The sequence below is a fragment of the Kitasatospora sp. NBC_00070 genome, from assembly GCF_045041205.1.
In the GTDB taxonomy this organism is placed as follows: domain Bacteria; phylum Actinomycetota; class Actinomycetes; order Streptomycetales; family Streptomycetaceae; genus Kitasatospora.
The window spans coordinates 4,272,972-4,297,099 of record NZ_CP108247.1 but is presented as its reverse complement, the minus strand read 5'-3'; the positions used below and the strand labels follow the sequence as shown (position 1 = coordinate 4,297,099).

The 24,128-nt window shown below is 73.3% G+C and carries 21 protein-coding genes; 12 read left to right on the top strand and 9 right to left on the bottom strand.

Going from position 1 to position 24,128, the window contains the following annotated elements; genetic code table 11:
- The first annotated feature begins 120 nt into the window (after positions 1–120).
- Both OHV05_RS19895 and OHV05_RS19890 read left to right on the top strand, forming a co-directional pair.
- Positions 121–639, top strand: a complete 519-nt coding sequence (locus tag OHV05_RS19895; protein ID WP_405018878.1) for a sigma-70 family RNA polymerase sigma factor — start codon at positions 121–123, stop codon at positions 637–639.
- Entirely contained in the window at positions 636–1,769 is a 1,134-nt protein-coding gene (locus tag OHV05_RS19890; RefSeq protein ID WP_405018877.1) for a zf-HC2 domain-containing protein, read from the top strand. Before OHV05_RS19895 ends, OHV05_RS19890 begins: the two co-directional genes overlap by 4 nt.
- A 39-nt stretch (positions 1,770–1,808) precedes the next feature.
- Here OHV05_RS19890 and purU read toward each other — a convergent pair whose 3' ends face one another.
- Both purU and OHV05_RS19880 read right to left on the bottom strand, forming a co-directional pair.
- Positions 1,809–2,675: a formyltetrahydrofolate deformylase gene (gene purU, locus OHV05_RS19885; protein WP_405018876.1), complete on the bottom strand. Its 867-nt coding sequence runs from the start codon at positions 2,673–2,675 to the stop codon at positions 1,809–1,811.
- 114 nt (positions 2,676–2,789) lie between these two features.
- A complete protein-coding gene (locus tag OHV05_RS19880) occupies positions 2,790–3,308 on the bottom strand; it encodes a hypothetical protein (RefSeq protein ID WP_405018875.1) in 519 nt (172 codons plus the stop codon).
- A gap of 184 nt (positions 3,309–3,492) precedes the next feature.
- Between OHV05_RS19880 and OHV05_RS19875 the strand changes: the two genes are divergently transcribed.
- A complete protein-coding gene (locus tag OHV05_RS19875; protein WP_405018874.1) occupies positions 3,493–4,773 on the top strand; it encodes an ABC transporter substrate-binding protein in 1,281 nt (426 codons plus the stop codon).
- 72 nt (positions 4,774–4,845) lie between these two features.
- On the opposite strand, the gene OHV05_RS19870 is transcribed toward OHV05_RS19875, so the two are convergent.
- Entirely contained in the window at positions 4,846–5,934 is a 1,089-nt protein-coding gene (locus OHV05_RS19870; protein WP_405018873.1) for a hypothetical protein, read from the bottom strand.
- Between the two features lie 155 nt (positions 5,935–6,089).
- Positions 6,090–7,466, bottom strand: coding sequence for a transcriptional regulator (locus tag OHV05_RS19865; RefSeq protein ID WP_403037243.1), 1,377 nt, complete (start codon positions 7,464–7,466; stop codon positions 6,090–6,092).
- A gap of 354 nt (positions 7,467–7,820) precedes the next feature.
- Between OHV05_RS19865 and OHV05_RS19860 the strand changes: the two genes are divergently transcribed.
- The gene (locus tag OHV05_RS19860; RefSeq protein WP_405018872.1) at positions 7,821–8,516 is read left to right on the top strand and encodes a bifunctional DNA primase/polymerase; all 696 of its coding nucleotides are present in this window, start codon (positions 7,821–7,823) and stop codon (positions 8,514–8,516) included.
- Positions 8,517–8,924: 408 nt separating this feature from the next.
- Here OHV05_RS19860 and OHV05_RS19855 read toward each other — a convergent pair whose 3' ends face one another.
- The gene (locus tag OHV05_RS19855) at positions 8,925–9,623 is read right to left on the bottom strand and encodes a metal-dependent transcriptional regulator (protein ID WP_403037238.1); all 699 of its coding nucleotides are present in this window, start codon (positions 9,621–9,623) and stop codon (positions 8,925–8,927) included.
- Positions 9,624–9,843: 220 nt separating this feature from the next.
- Here OHV05_RS19855 and OHV05_RS19850 point away from each other — a divergent pair, with 220 nt between their 5' ends.
- From OHV05_RS19850 to OHV05_RS19840, 3 genes are all read left to right on the top strand, one after another.
- A complete protein-coding gene (locus OHV05_RS19850) occupies positions 9,844–10,593 on the top strand; it encodes a sugar isomerase domain-containing protein (RefSeq protein ID WP_405018871.1) in 750 nt (249 codons plus the stop codon).
- 178 nt (positions 10,594–10,771) lie between these two features.
- Entirely contained in the window at positions 10,772–11,734 is a 963-nt protein-coding gene (locus tag OHV05_RS19845; protein ID WP_405018870.1) for a DUF4231 domain-containing protein, read from the top strand.
- A gap of 32 nt (positions 11,735–11,766) precedes the next feature.
- A complete protein-coding gene (locus OHV05_RS19840; protein WP_405018869.1) occupies positions 11,767–12,639 on the top strand; it encodes an alpha/beta fold hydrolase in 873 nt (290 codons plus the stop codon).
- A gap of 6 nt (positions 12,640–12,645) precedes the next feature.
- Here the strand turns inward: OHV05_RS19840 and OHV05_RS19835 are convergent, their stop codons facing one another.
- On the bottom strand, positions 12,646–13,599 hold the full coding sequence (locus OHV05_RS19835; protein ID WP_403037229.1) for a 2-hydroxyacid dehydrogenase: 954 nt from the start codon (positions 13,597–13,599) through the stop codon (positions 12,646–12,648).
- A 37-nt stretch (positions 13,600–13,636) separates the two neighbouring features.
- Positions 13,637–15,394 (bottom strand): glycoside hydrolase family 35 protein, encoded by a 1,758-nt coding sequence (locus tag OHV05_RS19830; RefSeq protein ID WP_405018868.1) that lies wholly within the window; start codon positions 15,392–15,394, stop codon positions 13,637–13,639.
- 85 nt (positions 15,395–15,479) lie between these two features.
- On the opposite strand from OHV05_RS19830, the gene OHV05_RS19825 reads away from it, so the two are divergent.
- Positions 15,480–16,391, top strand: a complete 912-nt coding sequence (locus OHV05_RS19825) for an AraC family transcriptional regulator (protein ID WP_403037224.1) — start codon at positions 15,480–15,482, stop codon at positions 16,389–16,391.
- 637 nt (positions 16,392–17,028) lie between these two features.
- On the opposite strand, the gene serC is transcribed toward OHV05_RS19825, so the two are convergent.
- Together serC and OHV05_RS19815 are read right to left on the bottom strand one after the other, a co-directional pair.
- On the bottom strand, positions 17,029–18,147 hold the full coding sequence (gene serC, locus OHV05_RS19820) for a phosphoserine transaminase (protein ID WP_405018867.1): 1,119 nt from the start codon (positions 18,145–18,147) through the stop codon (positions 17,029–17,031).
- Between the two features lie 136 nt (positions 18,148–18,283).
- Positions 18,284–19,384, bottom strand: coding sequence for a citrate synthase 2 (locus tag OHV05_RS19815; protein WP_405018866.1), 1,101 nt, complete (start codon positions 19,382–19,384; stop codon positions 18,284–18,286).
- Between the two features lie 330 nt (positions 19,385–19,714).
- On the opposite strand from OHV05_RS19815, the gene pdxH reads away from it, so the two are divergent.
- From pdxH to OHV05_RS19795, 4 genes are all read left to right on the top strand, one after another.
- Positions 19,715–20,413, top strand: a complete 699-nt coding sequence (gene pdxH / locus OHV05_RS19810) for a pyridoxamine 5'-phosphate oxidase (protein ID WP_405018865.1) — start codon at positions 19,715–19,717, stop codon at positions 20,411–20,413.
- Between the two features lie 214 nt (positions 20,414–20,627).
- Positions 20,628–20,810 (top strand): FxSxx-COOH cyclophane-containing RiPP peptide, encoded by a 183-nt coding sequence (gene fxsA, locus OHV05_RS19805; protein WP_184915438.1) that lies wholly within the window; start codon positions 20,628–20,630, stop codon positions 20,808–20,810.
- A gap of 27 nt (positions 20,811–20,837) precedes the next feature.
- Positions 20,838–23,198 carry an FxsB family cyclophane-forming radical SAM/SPASM peptide maturase gene (locus tag OHV05_RS19800; RefSeq protein ID WP_405018864.1) on the top strand — a complete coding sequence of 787 codons (2,361 nt, stop codon included), beginning with the start codon at positions 20,838–20,840 and terminating at the stop codon, positions 23,196–23,198.
- 115 nt (positions 23,199–23,313) lie between these two features.
- The gene (locus tag OHV05_RS19795) at positions 23,314–24,102 is read left to right on the top strand and encodes an aminoglycoside N(3)-acetyltransferase (RefSeq protein ID WP_405018863.1); all 789 of its coding nucleotides are present in this window, start codon (positions 23,314–23,316) and stop codon (positions 24,100–24,102) included.
- The last annotated feature ends 26 nt before the right edge of the window (positions 24,103–24,128 follow it).

Below are 24,128 nucleotides of genomic sequence, written 5' to 3'. Positions count from 1 at the left end.
GGATCGAACGACGAAAGTCCGTACCGCCACCACCAGCTGACGATTCGAAACTTCTTCATACGATTCCCTTCGCCGACGATTCCCGGCCGGTTACCGTGGAGCCGAGCAGGGGGAGGGGCGATGGAGACCGCCGAACCGGTCCCGAGCTGGGACGAGCAGATCCACTGGCGGCTGGCCCGGGGCGAGGAGACCGCGCTCGCCGAGCTCTACGACCGGTTGGCGCCCCTGGTGCACGGCCTGGCCGGCCGGATCCTGACCGATCAGGCCGCCGCCGAACAGCTCACCCGAGAGGTTTTCGGCCAACTCTGGGAGCACCCCGAGTCCTTCGACCCCCGGCAGGGTTCGCTGCGGGCCTGGCTCGGCTCGCTGACCCGGCGGCGCGCCCTGGACCGGCTCCGGCTGGACCACGCCGACGACCGGGAGCTGCGCGAGCGCGCCGGGGCCGCCCGGGCCCAGTACGTGGTCGACTCGCTGCCCGACCCGTTGCGCGAGACGATCGCGCTGGCCTGGTTCGACGGCCGCAGTTACCAGGAGACCGCCCGGCAGTTGGGGATCACCGAGCAGGCCGCCAAGCAGCGGCTCCGGCTCGCCCTCCAGCTGCTCGCCACCGAACTGGCCGACGAGGAGGGCGAGTCGTGACGCTTCAGGAGGACCACGCGGCCGAGCTGCGGCACGAGGCGTACCGTTCGCTGCTCGGCGCCTGGGCGCTGGACGCCTGCCCGCGCCGCGAGGCGGCCGAGCTGAACCAGCACCTGGCGGTCTGCCCGGACTGCGCCGAGGAGGCCACCCGGCTGCGGAACGCGGCCGGCCGGCTCTCCCCCGACGAGCCGCTCGACCCGTCGGGCTCGCTCCGCCAGCAGGTGCTGGACTGGTGCCTGGCCCGCCGCCCGGCTCAGCTGCCCGTCCCGGACTGGGCCGCCCCGTACGCGACCGAGACCGCCAAGCTGGACGCGCTGCTCCGTGACCTCGGCCCCGAGGAGTGGCAGGAGGTGGCCGAACTCCCCTGGTACGGCGGGGTGCAGCGGTGGCGTCCGGCCGAGGTGCTGGGGCATCTGACCGCCGTGGACGGCTACCTGGCCCCCGGCCTCGGCCTGCCCGACCCGGTCCCCGGCGCCGCCACCACCGCACCGGTCCGGGTCCCCGTCCAGCACGGCCCGGCCACCCGGGTCCCGGCCCAGGGCAGCCCCGCCGCCGGGGTGCTGGACCGCACCGCCCGACTGCTCGCCGTCCAGACCGACCTGGCCCCGGGCACCGCCCGGGCGCAGTGGCGGCGGCAGGGCCACGCGCTGGTGCGCAGCGCCGCGCTCCGGCCGCAGGGCGGTGCCACGGTGGACTTCGGTTTCGCCCGGCTCCCGCTCCGGGACGCCTTCGTGGACCGCGCCTTCGAGTGCTGGGTGCACGGCGACGACATCGCCCGCGCGGTCGACTACCCCTACCCGCCGCCGCTGCCCCGGCACCTGCGGCTGATGGTCGACCTGGCGGTCCGGATGCTCCCGATCGCGCTGGCCGCCACCCGGCCGCCGACGCCCGGGCCCGGGCGGGCGCTCCGGCTGGTCATCGAGGGCCCGGCGGCCGGTGAGTGGCTGATCCCGCTGGACGGCTTCGCCGCCGAGGGGCCGCCGGTGGCGGAACTCGTGCTGGACGGGCTGGAGTTCTGCAACCTGGTGGCCGCCCACCGCGACCCCGACCGGATCCCGGCGGGCGAGTACGGCGACCGCGCCGCCATCCGCGACCTCCTCCGGGCGGCACCGTTGCTCTCCCGGCCGTAGGCAGGCGCGTCAGCATCTACGGTCCGCCGTGCAAAGGGGCTAGGCGAAGACCACGGTGCGGGTGCCGTTGAGCAGGACACGGTGTTCGCTGTGCCACTTGACCGCGCGGGCCAGCGCCTGGCACTCGACGTCGCGGCCGACCGCGACCAGCTGGTCGGGCGTCACGTCGTGGGTGACGCGGGCGACTTCCTGCTCGATGATCGGGCCCTCGTCGAGGTCGGCGGTGACGTAGTGGGCGGTGGCGCCGATCAGCTTCACGCCCCGGGTGTGCGCCTGGTGGTAGGGCTTGGCGCCCTTGAAGCTCGGCAGGAAGGAGTGGTGGATGTTGATGATGCGTCCGGTCAGGGCCTTGCACAGGTCGTCGGAGAGCACCTGCATGTAGCGGGCCAGCACCACCAGGTCGACCTGCTCGGCCGCCACCAGGTCGAGCAGCTGCTGCTCGGCCTCGGCCTTGTTGTCGTGGGTCACCGGCAGGTGGTGGAACGGGATGCCGTAGGACTCGGTCAGCTCGCGGAAGTCGGTGTGGTTGGAGACCACCGCCGCGATCTCCACCGGCAGGGCGCCGATCCGGGTGCGGAACAGCAGGTCGTTCAGGCAGTGCCCGAACTTGCTGACCATCAGGACCACCCGCATCCGCTCCGCGCTCGGGGTGATCCGCCAGTCCATCCGGAACGAGGCGCCGATCGCGGCGAAGCTGGCCCGGAGCTTCTCGGTGCTGACGGGTTGTTCGGCCGAGAAGTGCACCCGCATGAAGAACAGTCCGCTGTCACCGTCGCCGAACTGCTGACTGTCGATGATGTTGCAGCCGGTCATGAAGAGGTAGCTGGAGACCGCGTGCACGATCCCCTGCTTGTCCGGGCAGGACAGCGTGAGGACGTACTGGGCGCTGGCCGTCGGCTGGTCCACGGGTGTCGTTCCGTTCTGCGGGCGCTGGTGGCGGACCGCCCAGGGTGTCACATACCGGACGGGCACCGCCGGACCGACCGCAGTGCGGACGGCTGCGCTGCGGTGCGGACGCGCTCAGCCGACCCGGGTCAGCGACCGCAGCGTCTCCAGCGAGTGCGGCGGCCCCGCCGGGTCCTCGCCGTCGGCCAGCGAGAGCCGGGTGTGGGCGGCCAGCGCCGCGTCGACCGCCTCGGGCCAGCCGGGGTGGCCCAGGTAGGCGGCGGCCGGGGCGTCCGCGCCGATCTCGTGCAGCACCCGGAGCACCCGGAGCACGGCGGCGTCCACCAGGGCCGCCTCCTCGGCGTCCCGGAGGATGGTGCCGACGTACTTCTCGGCGGGCCAGCGGTCCAGCCAGGTGTCCTCGACCAGCCGGTAGACGGCGTCGGTGACGTCGCCGAAGCCGCCCTGGCCGGTCAGCCAGGTCCGCTGCTGGAACGCGGGGTCGGACAGCATGTGCAGCGCCGAGCGGAGTCGGGCTCGCCAGCGCCACCAGGGCAGGTCGTTGAGCGGCATGCCGCCCATCGTGCTTGAGCGGTGCCCGCTACGAGAAGGGGTTCGGGCAGACCGATACGAAGAATCTGTACTCGCGGACATGGAGAGCGATGCTACGTGCCCGGACTTCACACGTTCTACTCGCGTCATTCGGTCATCCCACCCGGAGTTCCACCCCCGTTGGCCCGTCGTTCGCTTTTCGTCCCTCTCGGCGCACTCCGCCAGGTCAAGGCTGACCCTGGCCGACCAGGCCGGAGCAGTTCGATCCCAGGAGGGGCACCCCATCATGAGGCGGAGCGGATCGCCCGAGCACCCAGAGCCGACCGGCACTCCCGGCCGGACCGGCCGATGCCGCCGCACCGCCGGAGCGGTGGCCGCCGCGCTGCTGCTCCCCGCCCTGCTGTCCGCCTGCGGGGGGCCCGCCGACGCGGCCCCGCCGGACGAGATCACCGTGATGACCTGGGCGCCGTCCGGCACCGGCTCCGCCGACCGGCCCGGGATGACCGCGCTGGCCGGGGCGGTCGGCCACGAGCTGAACGCCGGGGGCGGGCTGGCCGGCCACCGGGTCAAGGTGCTCACCTGCAACGAGCACAACACCGCCGAGGGGGCCACCGAGTGCGCCCGGCAGGCGGTCGCCGCGCACGCGCTCGCCGTGGTCGGCTCATACAGCCAGTACGGCGATGCGTTCATGCCCACCCTGGAGGCGGCCGGCATCCCCTACGTCGGCGGCTACGGCCTCTCCACCCCCGAGTTCAGCAGCCCGTTCTCCTACCCGGTCTCCGGCGGCACCCCCGCGCTGATCGCGGGCAGCGGGCAGCAGCTGGTCGAGGCCGGCTGCAAGAGCGTCGCGGTGGTCCGGCCGGACACCCGGGCCGGTGACACCCTGCTCGGCTTCCTGGCCGGGGCGCTGAAGCCCGCCGGGATCACGCTCAAGGACGTCAAGGCGCCCGAGCGGTCGAACGACTACACCGAGATCGCCAAGAAGGCGATCGGCGACGACCGGGCCGGCAGCTGCGTGATCGTGGCGCTCGGCTTCGAGCCGACCGCCAACCTGCTGGACCCGTACCGGCGGCTGCAGCCCCGGCGGACCCAGCTCGCCTCGGTGATCGGCAGCTTCCAGCAGTCGGTGGTCGACGCCACCGGCGGCGACGCGGGCCCGCTCAGCGGCGCGCTGGCCACCGGCTGGTACCCGCCGGAGAGTTCCCAGGTCTGGGACGTGCTGCGGTCCACCGTGCGGCTGCACGGCGGCGGGGTCCCGATCGACGTCTCGGACCCCGGGGTGCAGACCACCTGGGTCGCGTACGAGGTGTTCCGGCAGGCGGTGGAGCGGGCCGGGAACGGCAAGCAGATCACCACCAAGGCGCTCCGCGGCGTGCTGGACGGCGGCGAGCCGATCGAGACCGCCGGCGCCACTCCCCCGCTGAGCTGGGGCCTCACCAACATGCTGCCCAGCGCGGACTCGCCCCGGCTGGTGAACACCGCGGTGACCTTCCAGCGGGTGCAGGGCGGCCGGCTGGTCGAGCAGCGGGCGGGTTTCGTCGACGTCCGGAAGGTCTTGGCGGGCTGAGCCGGGGACGGCGCAGGCCCGGCTCCCCCGTGGGGGGCCGGGCCTGACGGCCGTTCAGGGGCTCCGACGGACTCAGAGGTCGGTGTCGGCCTTGGTCGGCAGGCCGGCCTGGGCGGCGATCGCGTTCCACAGGGTGCTGGCCTGCTTCTTGGCCACGGTGGCATCGCCGCTGGCGGTGTTGCCGAGCTTGTAGTGCGGGTTGTCCTTCTTCGCCGGGTCGCAGGCCGCGACCGAGTCGGCCGCCCAGAGCGCGTACTCACGGTCGGCCTTGGCCGAGGCCTCCCACGCCTTCTTGAGTTGCTCGGCCAGCTGGGGGCCGCCGGTCAGCTGGTCGGTCTTCAGCGCCGCCAGGCTGCCGAGCAGCTGGTCGCGCTGGGCCGCCGCGTCGGTGAGGGCCTGCTGGGACTCGGGCAGCTTCTCGCACTTGCCCACGGCCTGGACCGCGCTCCCCACGCTCTGCCGGGTCGCGTTCGCGGTGCCGAGCACGGTGGAGAGCGCCTGGGCCTGGGCCTTGGCCTCCGGGCTGATCGTGCCCGCCGTACCGGCGCCGGCGGCGGCCGACCCGGCCGAGGGGGACTTGGCCACCGGGGCGGCGCCCTTGTCGGGCGTCTCCCCGCCACCGCTGAGCAGCACCGCGACCAGGATGCCCGCCGCCGCGCACCCCGCCACCACACCGCCGATGATCAGCCGGTTGTTGGCCCGCCGGGGCTCCGGGGCGGAGGACATCGGGGCGGGGTACGCCGGGGGCGCGGGCGGGAACTGCTGCCCCCCGTAGGAGGGCTGCTGACCGCCGAAGCCCTGACCGCCGTACGACTGCTGCTGGTCCCCGAACGACTGGCCGCCGAAGGACTGCTGACCACCCATGGACTGCGGCGGCTGCCCGTAGCCGGGCTGCTGACCACCCGTCGGATCGCTGGTCGGGTACGGCGGCAGGAACTGGGTGGCCGGCGCGGCCTCGGGGGCCGCCTGCTGCTGCGGCACGCCTGGGCCCCCGGGGTACGCCTGACCGCCCAGGTACTCCGGACCACCGCCCTGGAACTGCTCGGTCGGCACCCCCTGCTGGACCGGCGGCTGCGCGTTGGCATCCGGCTCCGGTCTGAAGAGGTCGTCCAGGTTGAAGTCACCTGAGTTGGAGTGGGAGTACGAGCGGCGCTGGCTCAACGCGATTCCTCACCTGTGCACGGCCCACGACCGCACCGCGGGGGCCTTCCTCGGTTCTTCCGCGCGCTCGCTGCCTCTACCACGCAGGGGACGCCGACTATCACGCCCAACCTACCCCTTCGTTCCCGAAGGTGACTACGCGCCCTGGAAGTCCGTCACGCGGCCTCCAACTCCATCCGGGCCTGGAACTCCCGCACCGCCCGGTGGCTGCGGTACGGCTCCAGCCGGCGGCGGAACTCGTCCAGGTACTCCACGCCCCGGTTGGACCGCAGCCCGCTCAGCAGCCGGACCGCCTGGGTGCCGGTCTCGCAGGCCCGCTCCAGGTCGCGCAGCTGGAGCTGGGCGGTGGCCAGCAGCACCAAGTCCACCGCGCGGCGGCGGACCCTGGTCGGCGGGTGGAGTTCGAGCGCGGTGCGGGCGTACTTCTCGGCCTGTACGGCCTGCTCCAGATCCCGGTGGCAGTGCGCCAACTCGTCGGCCAGGTACGCCTCGTCGAAGTGCACGATCCAGTCCGGGTCGTCCTCCGGGTTGCGCTGCTCCATCGCGGCCAGCGCCTTGGCGGCCACCGCCTCGCAGGACCGGACGTCGCCGAGCAGGGCGTGGCCCCGGGCCTCGGCGGCGTAGAACATCGCCATCGCCGTCGGGGTGGCCACCGAGCGGGCGCCCTCCTGGGCGGCGCGGGCGAGTTGGGCGATCTCGCGCGGATTGCCCAGCGCGGCCGCCAGGTGGCTCATCGAGGCGGCCAGCACGTAGCCGCCGTAGCCCCGGTCGTCGGCGGCCTGGGCCAGCCGGAGCGCCTGGATGTAGTAGCGCTGGGCCAGGCCGGGCTGGCCGGTGTCCACCGCCATGTAGCCCGCCAGCTCGGTCAGCCGGGCCACCGCGCCGAAGAGTTGACGGCCGGTCTCCTCCCGGTACGCACCGCTGAGCAGACCGGAGACCACGCTGTTCAGGTAGTGCACCACCACGGGGCGGACGTGCCCGCTGCCGAACCGGTGGTCCAGGTCGACCAGCATCTGGGTGGTGGCGCGGATCGCCGCCACGTCCGCCAGGCCGACCCGGGGGCCGCCGGTGCGGGCCACCACCGGATCCGGCGGGGTGATCAGCCAGTCCCGGCTGGGCTCGACCAGCGCGGAGGCCGCCACCGTGGCGCCGGACAGGAACTCCCGGCGGCCGACGTCACTGCGCCACAGCTCGCAGACCTGGTCCAGCGCGCCGCTGAGGGTGGCGGCGAACTGCAGGCCGACCCCCGAGCTGAGGTTCTTGCCGTCCGCCATGCCGATCTCGTCCACCGTGACACCACGGCCGAGTTTGCGGCCGAGCGCCTCGGCGATCACCGCCGGGGCCTGGCCGCGCGGCTGTTGGCCGCGTAGCCAGCGGGCCACCGAGGTCTTGTCATAGCGCAGGTCGAGGCCGTGCTCGGCGCCACAGAGATTCACCCGGCGGGCGAGGCCCGCGTTGGAGCAGCTCGCCTCCTGGATCAGCTGCTGCAGACGCTCGTTGGGCTGCCGTGCGACGAGTGCTCTTGCGGCCATGGGCTTCGCCTCCCCACGCCCCCGGCCCTGACCGGCGGGCGACGATTTGCTGCTCGAACTGCCGACGTGCCGACCGGTTGGGACATCTGACTTCAGGTTAGCGATCAGCAACACCAGCGGGATACCCACGGTGACGGGCCCACCCCCCACGCGCCCTGCCAAATGCCCCTGTGCGCCCCCTGTTACGCCGTCTGGGCTCCTCCGTCTTCTACCCGCCCCCGACGCCCCGGAACCCGTCCGGCAGTTGCCCTCCGCCGCCGGCCGCCGTCACCGGTACGGGTGACAGAGCCCGCCGGCCGGAACCCGCCGGGCCACGGACCGTAACCCCACTCACGGACGGTAGTTGAGCAGCACGTGGAAGACACCCCGGAAGCCCCCGAGTCGGGCCTGCCCAAGCCGCTCAGCGCGGCCCTCAGCTACGTCGAGGACCGTCACTGGGAGGTCGCTCCCGGGACTTGGCTGCTCGACGACGACGGCCCGGCCCGCTGCTCCTGCGGCGAGCAGCGCTGCCCGCTGCCCGGCGCGCACCCCACCCACCCGGAGTGGCGCGGCAAGGCCAGCGCCGGTCCCGGCGTGGTCCGCCGCTGGTGGTCGGAGCACCCGGCGGCGTCGATCCTGCTGCCCACCGGCCGGTTCTTCGACGTGCTGGACGTCCCGGAGGTGGCGGGCTGCCTGGCGCTGGCCCGGATGGAGCGGCTGAACCTCCAGCTCGGCCCGGTGGTGGCGGCCCCCGCCTCGGCCGGCCAGTCCGGGCGCCGGCTGCTCTTCCTGGTGCTGCCCGGGGTGGTGGCCAAGCTGCCGGAGATGCTCCGCCGGCTCGGCTGGGGCCCTGGCCGGCTGGACCTGGTGGCGCGCGGCGAGGGCGACTGGATCGTCGCACCGCCCTCCCGGGTCGGCCAGTTCGGCCCGACCCGGTGGGCCAGGCCGCCGTCCGAGCTGAACCGCTGGCTGCCGGACGCCGAGGACCTGATCAGCCCGCTGGCGTACGCCTGCGGCCGGGAGGCCCCGCCGCTGCGGCCGCCGGCGAACCAGCCGGCCGGCGTGCACTGAGCCCGGACCGGGGAGTTGACGGCGGCTCAGCCGCCCCTTCGAACTGCCGTCCTACGCCTATCGGGTGAGGGCGCGCACCGCGCGGGACCACGCGCGCGACTGACGGGCCCTGGCTCCCACCGGAGTCGGGGCCCGTCACACGTTTGCCCGGATAAGACACCGACGTACCCGGTCGGCGGGGGTGGAAGCCGCTCGTACGAGTGACAGCGCTCAAGGATTGCCAAGATCTGCCGAGGGGAGGAATTGCTCCGAGAGGGGCCGCAGGAGGGGCGCTCGGACGGGGAAGCCGAGTGAGGCGGATCGGGGGGGGGCTCTCGGGGGAAGGCGGGGGACCGGAGGGGGATCGGTGGGGGACGACGGAGCCCGGTGCCAGGGGAGGCACCGGGCTCCGCCACACCACTGCCGGGGCTACTGGACCTCGGCCACGAACAGGTGCGCGGCGATGTCCTTCGGGAGCTCGGCCGCGCTCTCGCCGGAGCCGACCAGCACGCCGCCGTCCACCCCCGCGCCGACCCGGACGGTGTGGCCAGGGCGGATGCCGGCCCGACGCAACGTGAGCATCAGGCCCTCGTCGGTCTGGATCGGCTCGCCGATCCGGCGGACCACCACGTTGACCCCGTCCGTACCGACCCGCACCGAGTCCAGCGTGGTCAGCGCGGCGTCGAAGCCCTCGCCCTCGGCCCGGGTGTCGCCGAGCTCCTCCAGGCCGGGGATCGGGTTGCCGTACGGGGACTGGGTCGGGTGACCGAGCATCGCGAGCACCTTGCGCTCGACCGTCTCGCTCATCACGTGCTCCCAGCGACAGGCCTCCTCGTGCACCTGCTCCCACTCCAGGCCGATCACGTCGACCAGCAGGCACTCCGCGATCCGGTGCTTGCGCATCACCCGGACGGCGAGCCGCCTGCCCTCCTCGGTCAGCTCCAGGTGCCGGTCACCGGCCACCTGGAGCAGGCCGTCCCGCTCCATCCGGCCAACCGTCTGGCTGACCGTGGGGCCACTCTGTTCGAGCCGTTCCGCGATCCGGGCACGCATCGGGACGATGCCCTCCTCCTCCAGCTCCAGAATGGTGCGGAGGTACATCTCTGTGGTGTCGATCAGCCCAGACATCGCCGCTGGCTCCGTTCCTCGGTATCCTCACCGCCAATTCTGACGTACGGGGGAAGCAACCGGTGGCCCCCGACCTCTTCTTCCCCGGGCTTTCCGTCAGCTCGGGAGCTTTTTCGTCACTGTTGACAGCGGTGCCCCCGAGGCCGCACGGTGCTGGCCGTAGCTTTCTCCCACAGCTGCGGTCTGGACCACCGGACCGCCCCCACGGTACGGAGATCTGATGAGCGACCTGGTCGGGCAGTACTTCGACGCCGCCGTGGAGCACCTGCACCGGATCAGGACCGAGGAGGCCGGCTCGATCGAACGGGCGGCCGAGCTGCTGGCCGAGGCGGTCGCGGACGGCCGACGGATCTTCACCTTCGGCGCCGGGCACTCCTCGCTGGCCGCCCAGGACGTGGTCTACCGGGCCGGTGGCCTGGTGGTGATCAACCTGCTGAACGTGCCCGGCATGACAGGGGTGAACGTGATGCCCGCGCCGCTCGGCAGCGCCCTGGAGCGGGTCTCCGGGCTGGCCACCACCACCCTGGACCTCACCCCCGCGAGCGCGGGCGACCTGCTGTTCGTGATCTCGCTCTCCGGCCGCCAGACCATGCCGGTCGAGCTGGCCCAGCACGCCCGGGCCCGTGGTCTGACCGTGATCGGCGTCACCTCGCTGGCGTACCCGGGCGAGGTCAGCTCCCAGCACTCCTCCGGGACGTACCTCAAGGACCACTGCGACGTGGTGCTGGACAGCAAGATCGCGGTCGGCGACGGCGAGCTGAGCCACCCCGCGGCCGGGACCTCGTTCGGCTCGGTCTCCACCATCGTCACCAGCGCGCTGATGCAGGCCGTGGTGGCCGCCGCGGTCGGCCGGCTGGCCGACCGGGGCATCACTCCCCCGCTGTTCCGCTCCGGGAACGTCGACGGTGGCACCGAGTGGAACGTCAAGGTGATGGCGGACAACGCCGAACGGATCTACTACGCGTTCTGACCCCGGCGCCCGCCGGCCGACCGGACCGATCGTCAGTTCCCCGGCGATCATGGCCAGTTGCCACGCATACTGGCCGGACACCGAGCGTACCGCCGCTCCGTCGGGGGCAGTAGGTACCTGCTGACGCGGACGGCGAGGGGCGGGGGTCCAGATGGTGGCGGCCGGTGGCGGGCGTTCGATGGGGTGGGTACGCGAGGACGAACTGCTGCCCGAGCTGTTCTGGACGGCGGACTCCTCCTCCCTCCAGGGCCAGCGGCGCGCGGTCGCGCTGTCCCGCTGGGAGCTGCTGCTGCTGGTGCTGGCGGCCTTCGCCGGCTCGGCCGACGGCAGCCTGTGGGCCTGGTCGGCGGCGCTCGCCTACCTGCTCACGGTCGGCCTGGCCACCATCACCGGACGGCAGAACCCGCAGGGCCTCTGGTACGAGGGCCGGGCCGCCGCCGAGTCGGTCAAGACGCTGTCCTGGAAGTACGCGGTCCGGGCCGACGCCTACCAGCCGCCGCCGAAGACCCTGCCGGACGCCGAGCGGCTCTACGACGTCCAACTCGGCGGCGTTATCAACCAGTTCGGCACCAGCCGGGCGATCCCGCAGCTCGGCCGGGTGCAGGCCGAGCTGCAGTCCTGGCGCGGCCCGCTGGCCGGGCGGCCGCCGACCCACCCGCAGATCACCGACTCCATGCGGCAGTTGCGCGACCAGCCGCTGACCGTCCGCCGCGAGGTCTACCTGCGGGAGCGGGTCAGGACCCAGCGGGAGTGGTACCGGAACAAGGCCAGGTACTGCACCAACGCGACCCGGTGGGCCGACCTGCTCGGCGTGGTGCTCCCGTTCACCGGCCTGGTGCTGGCGATCCTGCGGGCGCTCGGCGAGTTCACCTTCGACGCGCTCGGCGCGGTCTCCGCGGTGGCCGCCTCGGTGTCCGCCTGGGCCCAGCTCCGCCAGTACCGGCCGCAGGCCGCCGCCTACTCCATCGCCTCCTCCGAACTCGCGGTGATCGAGACCCAGTTGACCCAACTTGCGGTGGACGCCCCGGACGCCGAGGAGAACTGGGCCCGGCTGGCCCGGGACGCCGAGGACGCCATCTCGCGGGAGCACACCACCTGGCAGGCCCGACGCGAGGTGCGCACCACCGACGCACCGCTCTAGGCCCGGTCGGACCACTTCTCGGAGGTAGCCACGTGGTGTTGCAACTGGTCGAGGTGGGGGACTCCCGCTCGCTCGCGGTCGAGACCTTCGGCGATCCGCACGGGCGGCCGGTGTTCGTCCTGCACGGCACCCCCGGCAGCCGGGTCGGCCCCTACCCCCGGACGTCCGTGCTCTACCGGCTCGGGGTGCACCTGATCGCCTTCGACCGGCCCGGCTACGGGGACTCCACCCGGCTGCCCGGCCGCCGGGTGGCCTCGGCGGCGGCCGACGTGGCGGCGATCGCGGACGCGCTGGGGCTGGACGAGATCGCGGTGCTCGGCCGGTCCGGCGGCGGGCCGCACGCGCTGGCCTGCGCCGCCCTGCTGCCGGACCGGGTCAGCCGGGTGGCCGCCCTGGTCAGCCTGGCGCCGCGGAACGCCGAGGGCCTGGACTGGTACTCCGGGATGACCGCGTCCAACGTGCACGCGTACCAGGAGGTGGAGCGCGGGCAGCACCGGTTCGCCGCCTCGTTCCAGGCCAGGTCCCGCCGGATCAGGGCCGACCCGGCCAGCGTGATCGAGGGCCTGGTGCCCGAACTCGGGCCCACCGACCGGGCATTGGTGACCGACTCGGGCATCAGGAAGCGGCTGATCTCCACCTACCGGCAGGCGTTCCGGAACAGCGCCGACGGCTGGATCGACGACGTGCTGGCCTTCACCACCGACTGGGGCTTCAAGGTCGAGGACATCGCCGTCCCGACCCGGTTCTGGCACGGCGCGGACGACCAGTTCTCCCCGGTCGACCACTCCCGCTGGCTGGCCGACCACATCCCCGGAGCGGAGCTCTACCTGGAGCCCGGCGCGGCCCACTTCGGCGCCCTCCAGGTGATGGCCGAGGCGATGCGCTGGGCGGGCGCCGCGGACTGACCGGCGCTACGGCCGGACCAGGGTCGGCGGCTGACCACCCGTCAGCACCGCGAGCAGGTTGGCCACCGCCAGGTCGCCCATCGCCTGCCGGGTCTGCACGGTGGCGCTGCCCAGGTGCGGGGCCAGCACCGCGTTCGGCTGCGCCAGCAGCGCCGCCGGGACGGCCGGTTCCCGCTCGAAGTTGTCCACGGCGGCGGCGGCGAGGTGCCCGGAGGCGAGGGATTCGGCCAGATCCTGCTCGTTCACCACCCCGGCGACCACGCTCACCACCACCGCCCCGGCCGGGAGCCGGGCCAGCCGCTCCCGGTCCACCAGGTGCCGGGTGGCGGCGCTGAGCGGGCAGGTCACCACCAGCACCTGCGAGCGGGCCAGCAGGTCGTCCAGCGGCAGCCACTCGGCCCCCGCCTCGTCCGCCGCCGGCAGCCGGTTCCGGTTGTGGTACGCCACCGGCATCTCGAAGCCGACCGCCCGCCGGGCCACCGCCCGGCCGATCCGGCCCATCCCGAGGATGCCCAGCTGCGCACCGGTCAGCTCCATCCCGAGCAGGAAGGTCGGCGCCCAGGCCCACGGCTCACCGGAGCGGAGCAGCCGCTCGCCCTCCCCCAGCCGGCGGGTGGCGGCGAGCAGCAGCGCCCAGGTGAAGTCGGCGGTGGCGGCGGTCAGCACCCCCGGGGTGTTGCTGACCAGCACGCCCCGGGCGGCGCAGGCGGCGTGGTCGATGTTGTGGGTGCCGACCGCATGGTTGGCCACGATCCGCAGCCCGGGCCCGGCCGCCGCCAGGAACTCGGCGTCCACCACGTCGTCCAGCGTGGTGATCACCCCGGCCTTGCCGCGCACCGCCGCGAGCAGCTCGGCCCGCGCCATCGGCCGCTCCTCGTCGTGCGAGGTCACCTCGACGTACGGGGCCAGCCGTTCCACCACACCGGGCGCCAGCCGCCGGGTCACCAGTACCGAATCCATCCCCCGACCCTAGTCGGGCCGGGCGCCGGACAGGGTGTCAGCCCAGGTCGGGCGCCTCCCGCAGCTCCACCGCCACCGGGGTGGCGGCGCCCAGCTCCAGCACCACCAGCTCGTTCGCGCCGACCCGGAGCAGCGGCTGCGGGCAGAACACGGTGACCTGCGGGCCGCGCCCGTCGTAGCTGCCGAGCAGGAAGCCGTTCACCCAGATCCGGCCGCGCCGGCCGCCGGTCACCGCCAGGAAGGTGTCACCGGTCGCCTCCAGCGTGAACTCGCCCCGCCGCACCGGGCCTTCGGTCCCGAGGTCGAGCGGCGGCAGCTCCGCCCCCAGGTCGAGCACGGCCGTCCGGCAGCCGTGCAGGTACTGCCGCTCGTGCCGGACCCCGCCCGTGATGCCCTTCCGATCGCCGGTGCCGGGGCCGTAGTTGACCCGGCCGAGCGAGTCCACCAGCAGCTCCAGCGACACCCCGCCGGGGACGGTGAGCGCGTCACCGGCGACCCCCCGGGCCAGCTCGGCCACCCGCTTGCCGTCCACCGACAGCACCGCTCGGTCGTGCAACCCCTCCACGGTCAGCGGCAGTTCCGGCCGGTCGGCCGGAACTTGGAACCGGTAGCTGACCACCCCGTGCTCGATCCCCAGCTCCTCGAAGGTGGGCGGCACCGGGTGCTCGGTCTCCGGCCCGAACGGGATCGGCGCCGATCCGGTCAGCGGCACCGACCGGGCGGCCAGCACCGGCGGCAGCTCCGGCAGCGCGGGCATCCGGTCGTCCAGGTAGCGGGCCTGCTCGGGGTGCTCGGCGGCGAACTCGGCCAGCACCGCCCGGAACAGCTCGTACTTCTCGGTCACCGCGCCCCGCTCGTCCAGCGGGGCGTCGTAGTCGTAGGAGGTGGTGACCGGCTGGTACGGGGACTCCTCCCAGTCCGTCGAGTTGAACGGCGGGTCGGCGTGGTTGGCGCCCGCGCCGGTGCCGAAGTTGCTGCCGCCGTGCGCCATGTAGAGGTTGACCGAGCCGCCGGCCGCCAGCATCCGGCGCAGCGTGTCGGCGGCGTCGGCCGCGTCCCGGGCGTGGTGCGGCTTGCCCCAGTGGTCGAACCAGCCGTTCCAGTACTCCATGCAGAACGGCGCGTCCTCCGGCCGGTGGCGGCGCAGCGTCTCGAACGCGGCCTCCGGCTCGGAGCCGAAGTTCACCGTGGCCAGCACCCCGGGCAGGGTGCCGCCGGTGAGCATGTGGTCCTCCGGACCGTCCGAGGTGAACAGCGGGACCTCCACCCCGCGCCGGAGCAGCCCGTCCGCCAGGTGCCGCAGGTACGCCCGGTCGCTGCCGTAGGAGCCGTACTCGTTCTCCACCTGGACCATCAGCACGTTGCCGCCCCGGGTGGTCTGACGCTCCACCACCGAGGGCAGCAGCCGGTCGAAGAACGCGTCCACGGCGGCCAGGTACTCCGGGTCCGAGGTCCGGGCCCGGCGGCCCACCCGCGCGGTCAGCCAGCCGGGCAGCCCGCCGTTGTCCCACTCGGCGCAGATGTACGGGCCGGGGCGGACGATCGCCCACAGGCCCTGCCGGGCGGCCTCGTCCAGGAACGCGGGCAGTTCCGCCAGCCGCCGGAAGTCACCGGGGCGGGGTTCGTGCAGGTTCCACGGGACGTACGTCTCGACGGTGTTCAGTCCCATCGCCCGCAGCGCGGCCAGCCGGGCGGGCCACTGCTCGGGGCGGGTGCGGAAGTAGTGCACGGCACCGGACAGGATGCGCAGGGGGCCGCCGTCGAGCCGGAAACCGCTGGAGTCGTAGGTGAGCATGGCCCCAGCCTGCGGCAATCGGCAGGTCAGGGCCATGGACAAAGCCCCGGCGGGTGTTGGATTGTCGGTCCGGAGGAGGTACGTCGTGGAGCGCTGGTGGCACTACCTGACGCCTGGTCCGGCCCAGCTGGCCACCGGGCTGGCCTGCCTCGGGGTCGGGATGCAGCGCGGTCGGCTGCCCACCGTCGGACCGCGCACCCTGGACCACTGGGTCGCCGTGGTGGTGATCACCGGACGCGGCTGGTTCACCGGGTCGGGCGGCGTGCGGCAGCCGGTGACCGCCCCCGCCGTGCTCTGGCTGCGCCCCGGGGAGCCGCACCACTACGCACCGGACCAGGGCGGCTGGGCGGAGTCCTTCGTCGACTTCACCGGCCCGGGCACGGCGGGCTACGCCGAGCTCGGCCTGCTGCCCGCCGTGGACGTGACCCCGCTCACCACCGCCGACCCGGCCGAGCGGGTGGTGGCCCGGATCGCCGGCGCCTGCCGCCGGGGCGGCCCGCTGGTGGACCTGGAGTCCTCGGCCGGGGTGCACGAGCTGCTGGTCGAGCTGCGCCGCCACCGGGCCGACCTCGACCTGGCGGGCGAGCCGGTGCTCGAAGTGCTCCGCCGGGACGCCTGCCTGCCGCTCTCGGTGGCCCAGCACGCCCGCCGGGCCGGGCTGACGGTGGCCGAACTGCGCCGCGCCGTCCGCTCGGTGGGGGCGGTAGGCCCCAAGGAGTACCTGCTGACCGTCCGGCTGAACGAGGCCAAGACCCTGCTGGCGGCCAGCGAGCTCCCGGTCGCCGCGGTGGCCCGCCGGGTCGGCTACCAGGACCCGGCCTACTTCACCCGGATCTTCACCCGCCGGGTCGGCCTCGCCCCGTCCGCCTTCCGTACCCAGCAGTACCGGGGCGACGGCCGCCTCCGCGCGGTCCCCCACGACGAACTGGCCGAGGAACTCACCGGCCTCTACGGCCCCGAACGGGCCTCCGACGAGGCCCACCGCGCCAGCGGGTAACCTCGTTCACCGTGGACCCCAAGACCCGAATGCGAATCGTGAGCGGCGCACTGGCGCTGCTGCTGGCCGTCGTGATCATCAGCGCCCTGACACACCGCTGAGCGCCGCGGGCGCCGCCAGCCTTTTTGCAGGGCGCTCAGGGCTACGGTCCAGGGGCTCGGGGAACTGCTGATGTGCGGCTCCGCCGCGTTGGCGACGCCGACTTCCTGGCAGATGCTCAGCCCGCTACGGAGTCAGGGGCTCGGGACTCTGCTGATGTGCGGCTCCGCCGCGCGGGCGACGCCGACTTCCTGGCAGATGCTCAGCCCGCTACGGAGTCAGGGGCTCGGGACTCTGCTGATGTGCGGCTCCGCCGCGCGGGCGACGCCGACTTCCTGGCAGATGCTCAGCCCGCTACGGAGTCAGGGGCTCGGGACTCTGCTGATGTGCGGCTCCGCCGCGTGGGCGACGCGACTTCTTGGCAGATGCTCAGCCCGCTACGGAGTCAGGGGCTCGGGGAACTGCGACGCCGGCCTCGAAAGAGGTGATCTGTGCGTAGGTGGTCAGGCACTTTCGCAGTGATACCGCCAGCCACGAACCGTCGCCGTTCCCCGAGCCCCTGGACCGTAACCGGCTGAGCCCTGCGGACAGCTGAGCGTCAGAGCTGCTCGACGACGTAGTCGATGCAGGCCGTGAGGGCCTCGACGTCGGACGGGTCGACGGCCGGGAACATCGCGACCCGGAGCTGGTTGCGGCCGAGCTTGCGGTAGGGCTCGGTGTCCACGATGCCGTTGGCGCGCAGCGCCTTGGCGATCTCCGCGGCGTCGATCGAGTCGTCGAAGTCGATCGTGCCGACGACCTGCGAGCGCTCCTCGGCCTTGGCCACGAACGGGCGGGCGTAGGAGGACTTCTCGGCCCAGCCGTACAGCCGCGCCGAGGAGTCGGCGGTCCGCGCCACGGCCCAGTCCAGGCCGCCCTGGCCGTTCAGCCACTCCAGCTGCTCGGCGAGCAGGAAGAGGGTGGAGATCGCCGGGGTGTTGTAGGTCTGGTCCTTCGAGGAGTTGTCGATCGCGGTCGGCAGGTCGAAGAACGGCGGGATGTACCGGCCGGAGGCGGCGATCTCGGCGGCACGCTCCAGCGCGGCGGGCGAGAAGGTCGCGAGCCAGAGGCCACCCTCGGAGGCGAAGGACTTCTGCGGCGCGAAGTAGTAGACGTCGGTCTCGGTGATGTCGACCGGCAGCCCGCCGGCGCCCGAGGTGGCGTCGACCAGCACCAGCGAGCCCGCGTCGCCGCCCGCCGGACGGCGGATCGGCATCGCGACACCGGTGGAGGTCTCGTTGTGGGTGAGGGCGTAGACGTCCACGCCGGCCTCGGCGACCGGGAGCGGGTGGGTGCCCGGCTCCGACTTGATCACCGAGGGCTCGCCCAGCCACGGCGCGGCCTTGACCGAGGACGCGAACTTGGAGGAGAACTCACCGAAGTTGAGGTGCTGGGACTTCTCGCGCACCAGCCCGAAGGCCGCGATGTCCCAGAACGCGGTGGAGCCACCGTTGCCGAGCACCACTTCGTAGCCCTCGGGCAGCGAGAACAGGTCGGCGACGCCCTCGCGGACGCGCTTGACCACGTTCTTGACCGGGGCCTGCCGGTGCGAAGTACCCAGCAGCGAGGTGCCGGTGGCGGCGAGGGCACTCAGTGCCTCGGGGCGCACCTTGGACGGGCCGCAGCCGAAACGGCCGTCTGCGGGCTTGATGTCAGCGGGGATCTGGATCTTAGCCACGGCGGCAGCCTACTGCCCGGGGTGCCGAACTCGCAGCGCCCGTCCGCACGCTGAGATGTGATCTTCCCCGCTCAGAGCAGGTGTCGAGCGGGTCCGGGGCGACTGCCCCGGACCCGCTCGAAAGAGTGACGCGACGTCAGTGCGCGATCGACTCGAAGCCCTCGATGTCCTGCGGCCCGCGCGCGGCCGGGCCGATGTAGCGGGCGGCCGGGCGGACCAGCCGACCGGTGCGCTTCTGCTCCAGGATGTGGGCCGACCAGCCGGCCGTCCGGGCGCAGGTGAACATCGAGGTGAACATGTGCGCCGGGACCTCGGCGAAGTCCAGCATGATGGCGGCCCAGAACTCCACGTTGGTGGCCAGCACGCGGTCGGGGCGGCGGTTGTGCAGCTCCTCCAGCGCGGCCTTCTCCAGCGCCTCGGCGATCTCGAAGCGCGGGGCGCCGAGCTCCTTGGCGGTGCGGCGCAGCACGCGGGCGCGCGGGTCCTCGGCGCGGTAGACGCGGTGGCCGAAGCCCATCAGCCGCTCACCGTTGTCGAGGGCCTTGCGGACGTAGGCGGCGGCGTCGCCGGTCCGCTCGATCTCCTCGATCATGCCGAGCACCCGGGACGGGGCGCCGCCGTGCAGCGGGCCGGACATCGCGCCGACCGCACCGGAGAGCGCGGCGGCCACGTCGGCACCGGTGGAGGCGATCACCCGGGCGGTGAAGGTGGAGGCGTTCATGCCGTGCTCGGCGGCCGAGGTCCAGTACGCGTCGATCGCCTTGACGTGCTTCGGGTCCGGCTCGCCGCGCCAGCGGATCATGAACCGCTCGACCACGGTCTCGGCCTTGTCGATCTCGCTCTGCGGGACCATCGGGCGGCCCTGGCCACGGGCCGACTGCGCCACGTAGGAGAGCGCCATCACGGCCGCCCTGGCCAGGTTGTCCCGGGCCTCCTCGGCGGAGATGTCGAGCAGCGGCTTGAGGCCCCAGACCGGGGCCAGCATGGCGAGCGCGGACTGCACGTCGACCCGGATGTCACCGGAGTGCACCGGGATCGGGAACGGCTCGGCGGCGGGCAGGCCGGGGTTGAACTTGCCGTCCACCAGCAGGCCCCAGACGTGCCCGAACGAGACGTGCCCGACCAGGTCGTCGATGTCCACGCCGCGGTAACGGAGCGCGCCGCCTTCCCGGTCGGGTTCGGCGATCTCGCTCTCGAACGCGACGACTCCCTCGAGTCCGGGTACGAAGTCGGACATGACGGCTCCTTCAGTGATCCGATCCGGCGGGCCGCCGTTGGTGGGGCGGGCGACGCCGGTGACCGATGGTGTGTTGGCACTCGGTGTCAGCCTGACAGGCACGGAGTGCATTGCGCCAGACACCACTACGGTGATGTTTCCCGAAAGACCGCCCCGGCCCGGACAGTCACAGGTCCGGCGACAGTGGCGGACCGTGGCGGGACGTACCGGACGAACCCGGGCAATCCCCTGCGTGGCGAGGTGTGGAGCGGTGGCGAGACACCTTATCTCCCACCCGGGTTTGCCTGGACGTAGCGGTATCCGACGCTTGTCGTACGGGATGATGTTGCCGTGCCTACCGCGGATCGTCACCCGACCCCTCCGGCCACGCCCACCGAGGCCCGGCCCAGCCCGGACCCGAGCGTGATGCGCAAGCATTACCAGCACGAGGGCCTGGCCGAGAAGCAGCTCACGGCCGAGCCGGTCGCCCAGTTCACCGAGTGGTTCCACCAGGCGGTGGAGGCCGGGGTGACCGAGGCCAACGCGATGGTGCTGAGCACCGCCGACGCGCAGGGCCGGCCGAGTTCGCGGACGGTGCTGCTGAAGGGCTACGACCGGCGCGGCTTCGTGTTCTTCACCAACTACGGCTCCCGCAAGGGCAGCGAACTGGCCGTCAATCCCTGGGCCTCGCTGCTCTTCCCGTGGATCTCGCTCTCCCGCCAGGTGGTGGTCACCGGCCGGGTCGAGAAGGTCGGCCGGGACGAGACCGCCGCCTACTTCCGGACCCGCCCGCACGGCTCCCAGCTGGGCGCCTGGGCCAGCGAGCAGTCCAGCCCGGTGAGCAGCCGGGAGGTGCTGGAGCAGCGCTACGCGGAGCTGGAGCGGCGCTACCCGGAGGGCGAGGGCGTGCCGGTGCCGCCGTTCTGGGGCGGCTACCGGGTGGTGCCGGAGACCGTGGAGTTCTGGCAGGGCCGGGAGAACCGGCTGCACGACCGGCTGCGCTACCTGGCCGAGGCCGGCGGCTGGCGGGTCGAGCGGCTCTGCCCGTAGCCGGGGCGTAGGCGGCCACACGGGCGCGCGCGACTGACCCTACGTCAATCGCAGTAGTGGCCCCTCGCACGAACTGATGGATTTATGGCCATTTGGCGGGCGGTACGTAGGCGCGTCCGGGACACTCGGCGGTAGTCGGGCGGGCCCGGAGCCGGAGCAAGCGACTCTGGGTTACCCCGTTTCCCCGCGCTTCAACCGCAGAAACGAGACTGCAATGGTCACCGCACTCGCCACCCGGCCTGCTGACCGCGACTCCGTCGAGCAGCCCGCCCCTCGGGCCTCGCTCGCCGCCCTCGCCGCTCTGGGCACCGACCACCTCACCGCCGAGCTGCACCGGGCGCTGCCCGGCCAGGAGAGCGGCCAGGTCGCCGTGGCGGCCTTCAACTCCTCCATCTGACGGTCGCCGCACAGCCGACGCCTCGTCATGTCCCGTCCCCCCGCGCCGTTCTCGCAGTTCGTCCTCAAGGTGCACAGCCGCTGTGACCTTTCCTGTGATCACTGCTACGTGTACGAGCACGCCGACACCAGTTGGCGTGGCAAGCCGCGCACCGTCTCGGAGCGCGTGCTCGCGGCGACCGCCGACCGCATCGCGGAGCATGCCCTGGCCCACCGGCTGACGGCCGTCCACGTGGTGCTGCACGGCGGGGAGCCACTGCTCGCGGGCCCCGTCGTGCTGCGCCGGGCCGCCGAGCTGCTGCGCGCCGCCCTCCCCCCGGGCTGCGCGCTCGACCTGCGGATCCACACCAACGGCGTCCAGCTGTCCGAGCGGTTCCTCGACCTGTTCGCCGAGCTGGACGTCAAGGTCGGCATCTCGCTGGACGGCGACCGGGCCGCCAACGACCGGCACCGCAGGTACGCCGACGGACGCAGCAGCCACGCCAAGGTGCTGGCCGCCGTCGAGCTGCTCCGCAGTCCGGCCTACCGCCACCTGTACGCCGGTCTGCTGTGCACCATCGACGTCGAGAACGACCCGGTCGCCGTCTACGACGCGCTGGTCGAGCTCGCCCCGCCCCGGATCGACTTCCTGCTCCCCCACGCGACCTGGGACGATCCGCCGAAACGTCCCGCCGGCGCGGGGCCCGCGCCGTACGCCGACTGGCTGCTGACGATCCACCGGCGCTGGACGGCGCAGGGCCGCCCGGTGCCGGTCCGGATCTTCGACTCGGTGCACCGCACCCTGCGCGGCCGCTCCAGCCTGACCGAGTCGCTCGGGCTGGACCCGGCCGACCTGGTGGTGATCGAGACCGACGGCACGCTGGAGCAGGCGGACAGCCTCAAGACGGCGTACGACGGCGCACCCGAGACCGGCTTCGACGTCTTCGCGCACACCCTGGACCAGGTGGCCGGGCACCCGGGCATGATGGAACGTCAGTCCGGGCTGGCCGGGCTGAGCGCGGACTGCCGGTCCTGCCCGGTGGTCCGCTCCTGCGGCGGCGGTCTGTACGCGCACCGGTACCGGAGCGGCCGCGGCTTCGACAACCCCTCCGTCTTCTGCGGGGATCTGATGAAACTGATCACCACCGTCCGGGACCGGGTCGCCCCGGTCAGCACCGTCCCGCCCCAGCCGGGCCCGGCCGAAGGGACGCTCACCGAGGCCCAGTTGGCCGAGCTGGCCGCCGGGCACGGCAGCGCCGGCACCGTCCGGGCGCTGGCCACCGCCCAGCTCGGGCTGACCAGACGGCTGCTGGCCGCCCTCTCGGCCGGCGCCCCGGAGCCCTGGTCGCTGCTGACCGAGCTGGACGGCACCGCGCCGGACGCGCTGGACGCCACCCTCGGCCACCCGTACGTCCGGGCCTGGGCGGTGCGCTGCCTGGACCGTGACCCCGGGGCCGACCTCGGCGGCTTCGCCGAGCTGGCCGCCGCCGCCGCGCTCCGGGCCGGCCGCGAGTTCGAGCTGCCAGTCCCGGTCCGGGGCGGCGCGGTGCACCTGCCGACGCTGGGCCGGGTCGAGGTCGGCGGAGCGGGCGAGGCGGTGCTGCGCGGCGGCAAGGACGGCTTCACCGTCCGGGACGTCGAGGTGGGCTGGGACGACCCGGACGGCGGCCCCTGGCAGCCCGTCCGCCGGGTCGCGCTGCCCGGCGGCTGGACGCTCGCCCTGGAGGACACCGACCCGCAGCGGGACAGCCACCAGTGGCCGGTCGCCGACCGGCTGACCGAGGACGAGCTGCTCGCCTGGACGGGCGGCCTCCGGGAGGCCTGGGAGCTGCTCGGCCGCGACCTGCCCGAGCACGCGGCCGGCCTCCGGGCCGGGCTCGGCACCCTCACCCCGCTCCGCCCCGGCCCCGCCGGACGGGACGTCAGCGCGGCGGCCCGGCAGGCGTTCGGCGCGGTCGGCATCGCCCGGCCCGGCACCGCACCGATCCTGGCGCTGCTGCTCGCGCACGAGTTCAACCACGTCAAGCTCGGCGCCGTGCTGGACTTCCACGACCTCCACGACCCGGCCGACGACCGCCTCTTCCACGCCCCCTGGCGCCCCGACCCCCGCCCGCTGGAGGGCCTGCTCCAGGGCACCTACGCCCACCTCGCGGTCACCGAGTTCTGGGCCACCCGGGTCCGCGCCTACGCCGGCCTCGACAGCCCCGCCGCCGCCCACGCCCACACCCAGCACACCACCTGGCACGCCCACACCACCACCGCCGTCGAAACCCTCCTCACCTCCGGCTCCCTCACCCCCGTGGGCGCCCGCTTCGTGGAGGGCATGCAGTCGAGTACGGCGCTCGCGCATCTACGGTCAGGGGCTCGGGGAACTGCGACGCCGGCCTCGGAACAGGTGATCCGTGCATAGCTGGGTAGGCACTTTCGCAGTGACCCGAACGCCAGACCTCGCCGCCCACGCGGCGGAGCCGCACATCAGCAGGGCCCCGAGCCCCTAGGTAGTGCAACTCAAGGAGAGAGCGTCCGTGATCGGCATCGACGAACTGGAGCGCGACCTGCGGTCCCTCGGCATCCAGCCGGGCGAGACCCTGCTGGTGCAGTCCTCGCTCCGCGCCGTCGGCCCGATCGCCGGCGGCCCGGCCGCCCTGCTGGCGGCGCTGCGCCGCGTCCTCGGCGAGCGGGGCACCGTGCTGGCCTACACCGCGACTCCCGAGAACTCGAACACCTCCCGCCTCTCCCTCGCCCCCACCGACGGGATGACGGAGCAACAGAAGCAGGCGTACTGGGATTCGCGCCCCCCCTTCGACCCTGACACCACCCCGACCTCGCGCATTCTCGGCCACTTCTCCGAGGTGCTCAGGCAGACCCCGGGGGCCCGTCGCAGCCACCACCCGCAGACCTCGTTCGCCGCGATCGGCCACCGCGCGGCCGAACTGACGGACGATCACCCGCTCGACTCCCACCTCGGCGAGGACTCCCCGGTCGGCCGGCTGTACGCCGCACGGGCCCGGGCGCTGCTGATCGGGGTACCGGTCTGGTGCTGCACCGCGCTGCACCTGGCCGAGTACCGGCAGCCCGATCCGCCGATCCAGACCTACAGCTGCGTGCTGCCGAGCGGCCTCTGGCAGTCGTTCGACGCCGTGCACCTGCGGGACGAACACTTCGAACCGATGACCGGCGTGCTCGGCGAGATGGCCAGTCTGCGCCGGGGGCGGCTCGGTGCGGCGGACTGCTTCGTGATGGACATCGCGGACGGGGTGGACGTGGCCGACAAGTTCCTCCGGGACAACGCCCTATTCCATTCGCGAACCTGACCTTCCTACACTGAAGGCCCTCTGTG

Excerpts from the sequence above, each read along its gene's own strand:
- OHV05_RS19895 (WP_405018878.1), top strand. The coding sequence starts at position 121 with ATGGAGACCGCCGAACCGGTCCCGAGCTGGGACGAGCAGATCCACTGG.
- OHV05_RS19880 (WP_405018875.1), bottom strand. The coding sequence starts at position 3,308 with ATGTCCGCGAGTACAGATTCTTCGTATCGGTCTGCCCGAACCCCTTCT.
- OHV05_RS19875 (WP_405018874.1), top strand. The coding sequence starts at position 3,493 with ATGAGGCGGAGCGGATCGCCCGAGCACCCAGAGCCGACCGGCACTCCC.
- OHV05_RS19865 (WP_403037243.1), bottom strand. The coding sequence starts at position 7,466 with ATGGCCGCAAGAGCACTCGTCGCACGGCAGCCCAACGAGCGTCTGCAG.
- OHV05_RS19855 (WP_403037238.1), bottom strand. The coding sequence starts at position 9,623 with ATGTCTGGGCTGATCGACACCACAGAGATGTACCTCCGCACCATTCTG.
- OHV05_RS19850 (WP_405018871.1), top strand. The coding sequence starts at position 9,844 with ATGAGCGACCTGGTCGGGCAGTACTTCGACGCCGCCGTGGAGCACCTG.
- OHV05_RS19845 (WP_405018870.1), top strand. The coding sequence starts at position 10,772 with ATGGGGTGGGTACGCGAGGACGAACTGCTGCCCGAGCTGTTCTGGACG.
- OHV05_RS19835 (WP_403037229.1), bottom strand. The coding sequence starts at position 13,599 with ATGGATTCGGTACTGGTGACCCGGCGGCTGGCGCCCGGTGTGGTGGAA.
- OHV05_RS19830 (WP_405018868.1), bottom strand. The coding sequence starts at position 15,394 with ATGCTCACCTACGACTCCAGCGGTTTCCGGCTCGACGGCGGCCCCCTG.
- OHV05_RS19815 (WP_405018866.1), bottom strand. The coding sequence starts at position 19,384 with ATGTCCGACTTCGTACCCGGACTCGAGGGAGTCGTCGCGTTCGAGAGC.
- fxsA (WP_184915438.1), top strand. The coding sequence starts at position 20,628 with ATGGTCACCGCACTCGCCACCCGGCCTGCTGACCGCGACTCCGTCGAG.
- OHV05_RS19800 (WP_405018864.1), top strand. The coding sequence starts at position 20,838 with ATGTCCCGTCCCCCCGCGCCGTTCTCGCAGTTCGTCCTCAAGGTGCAC.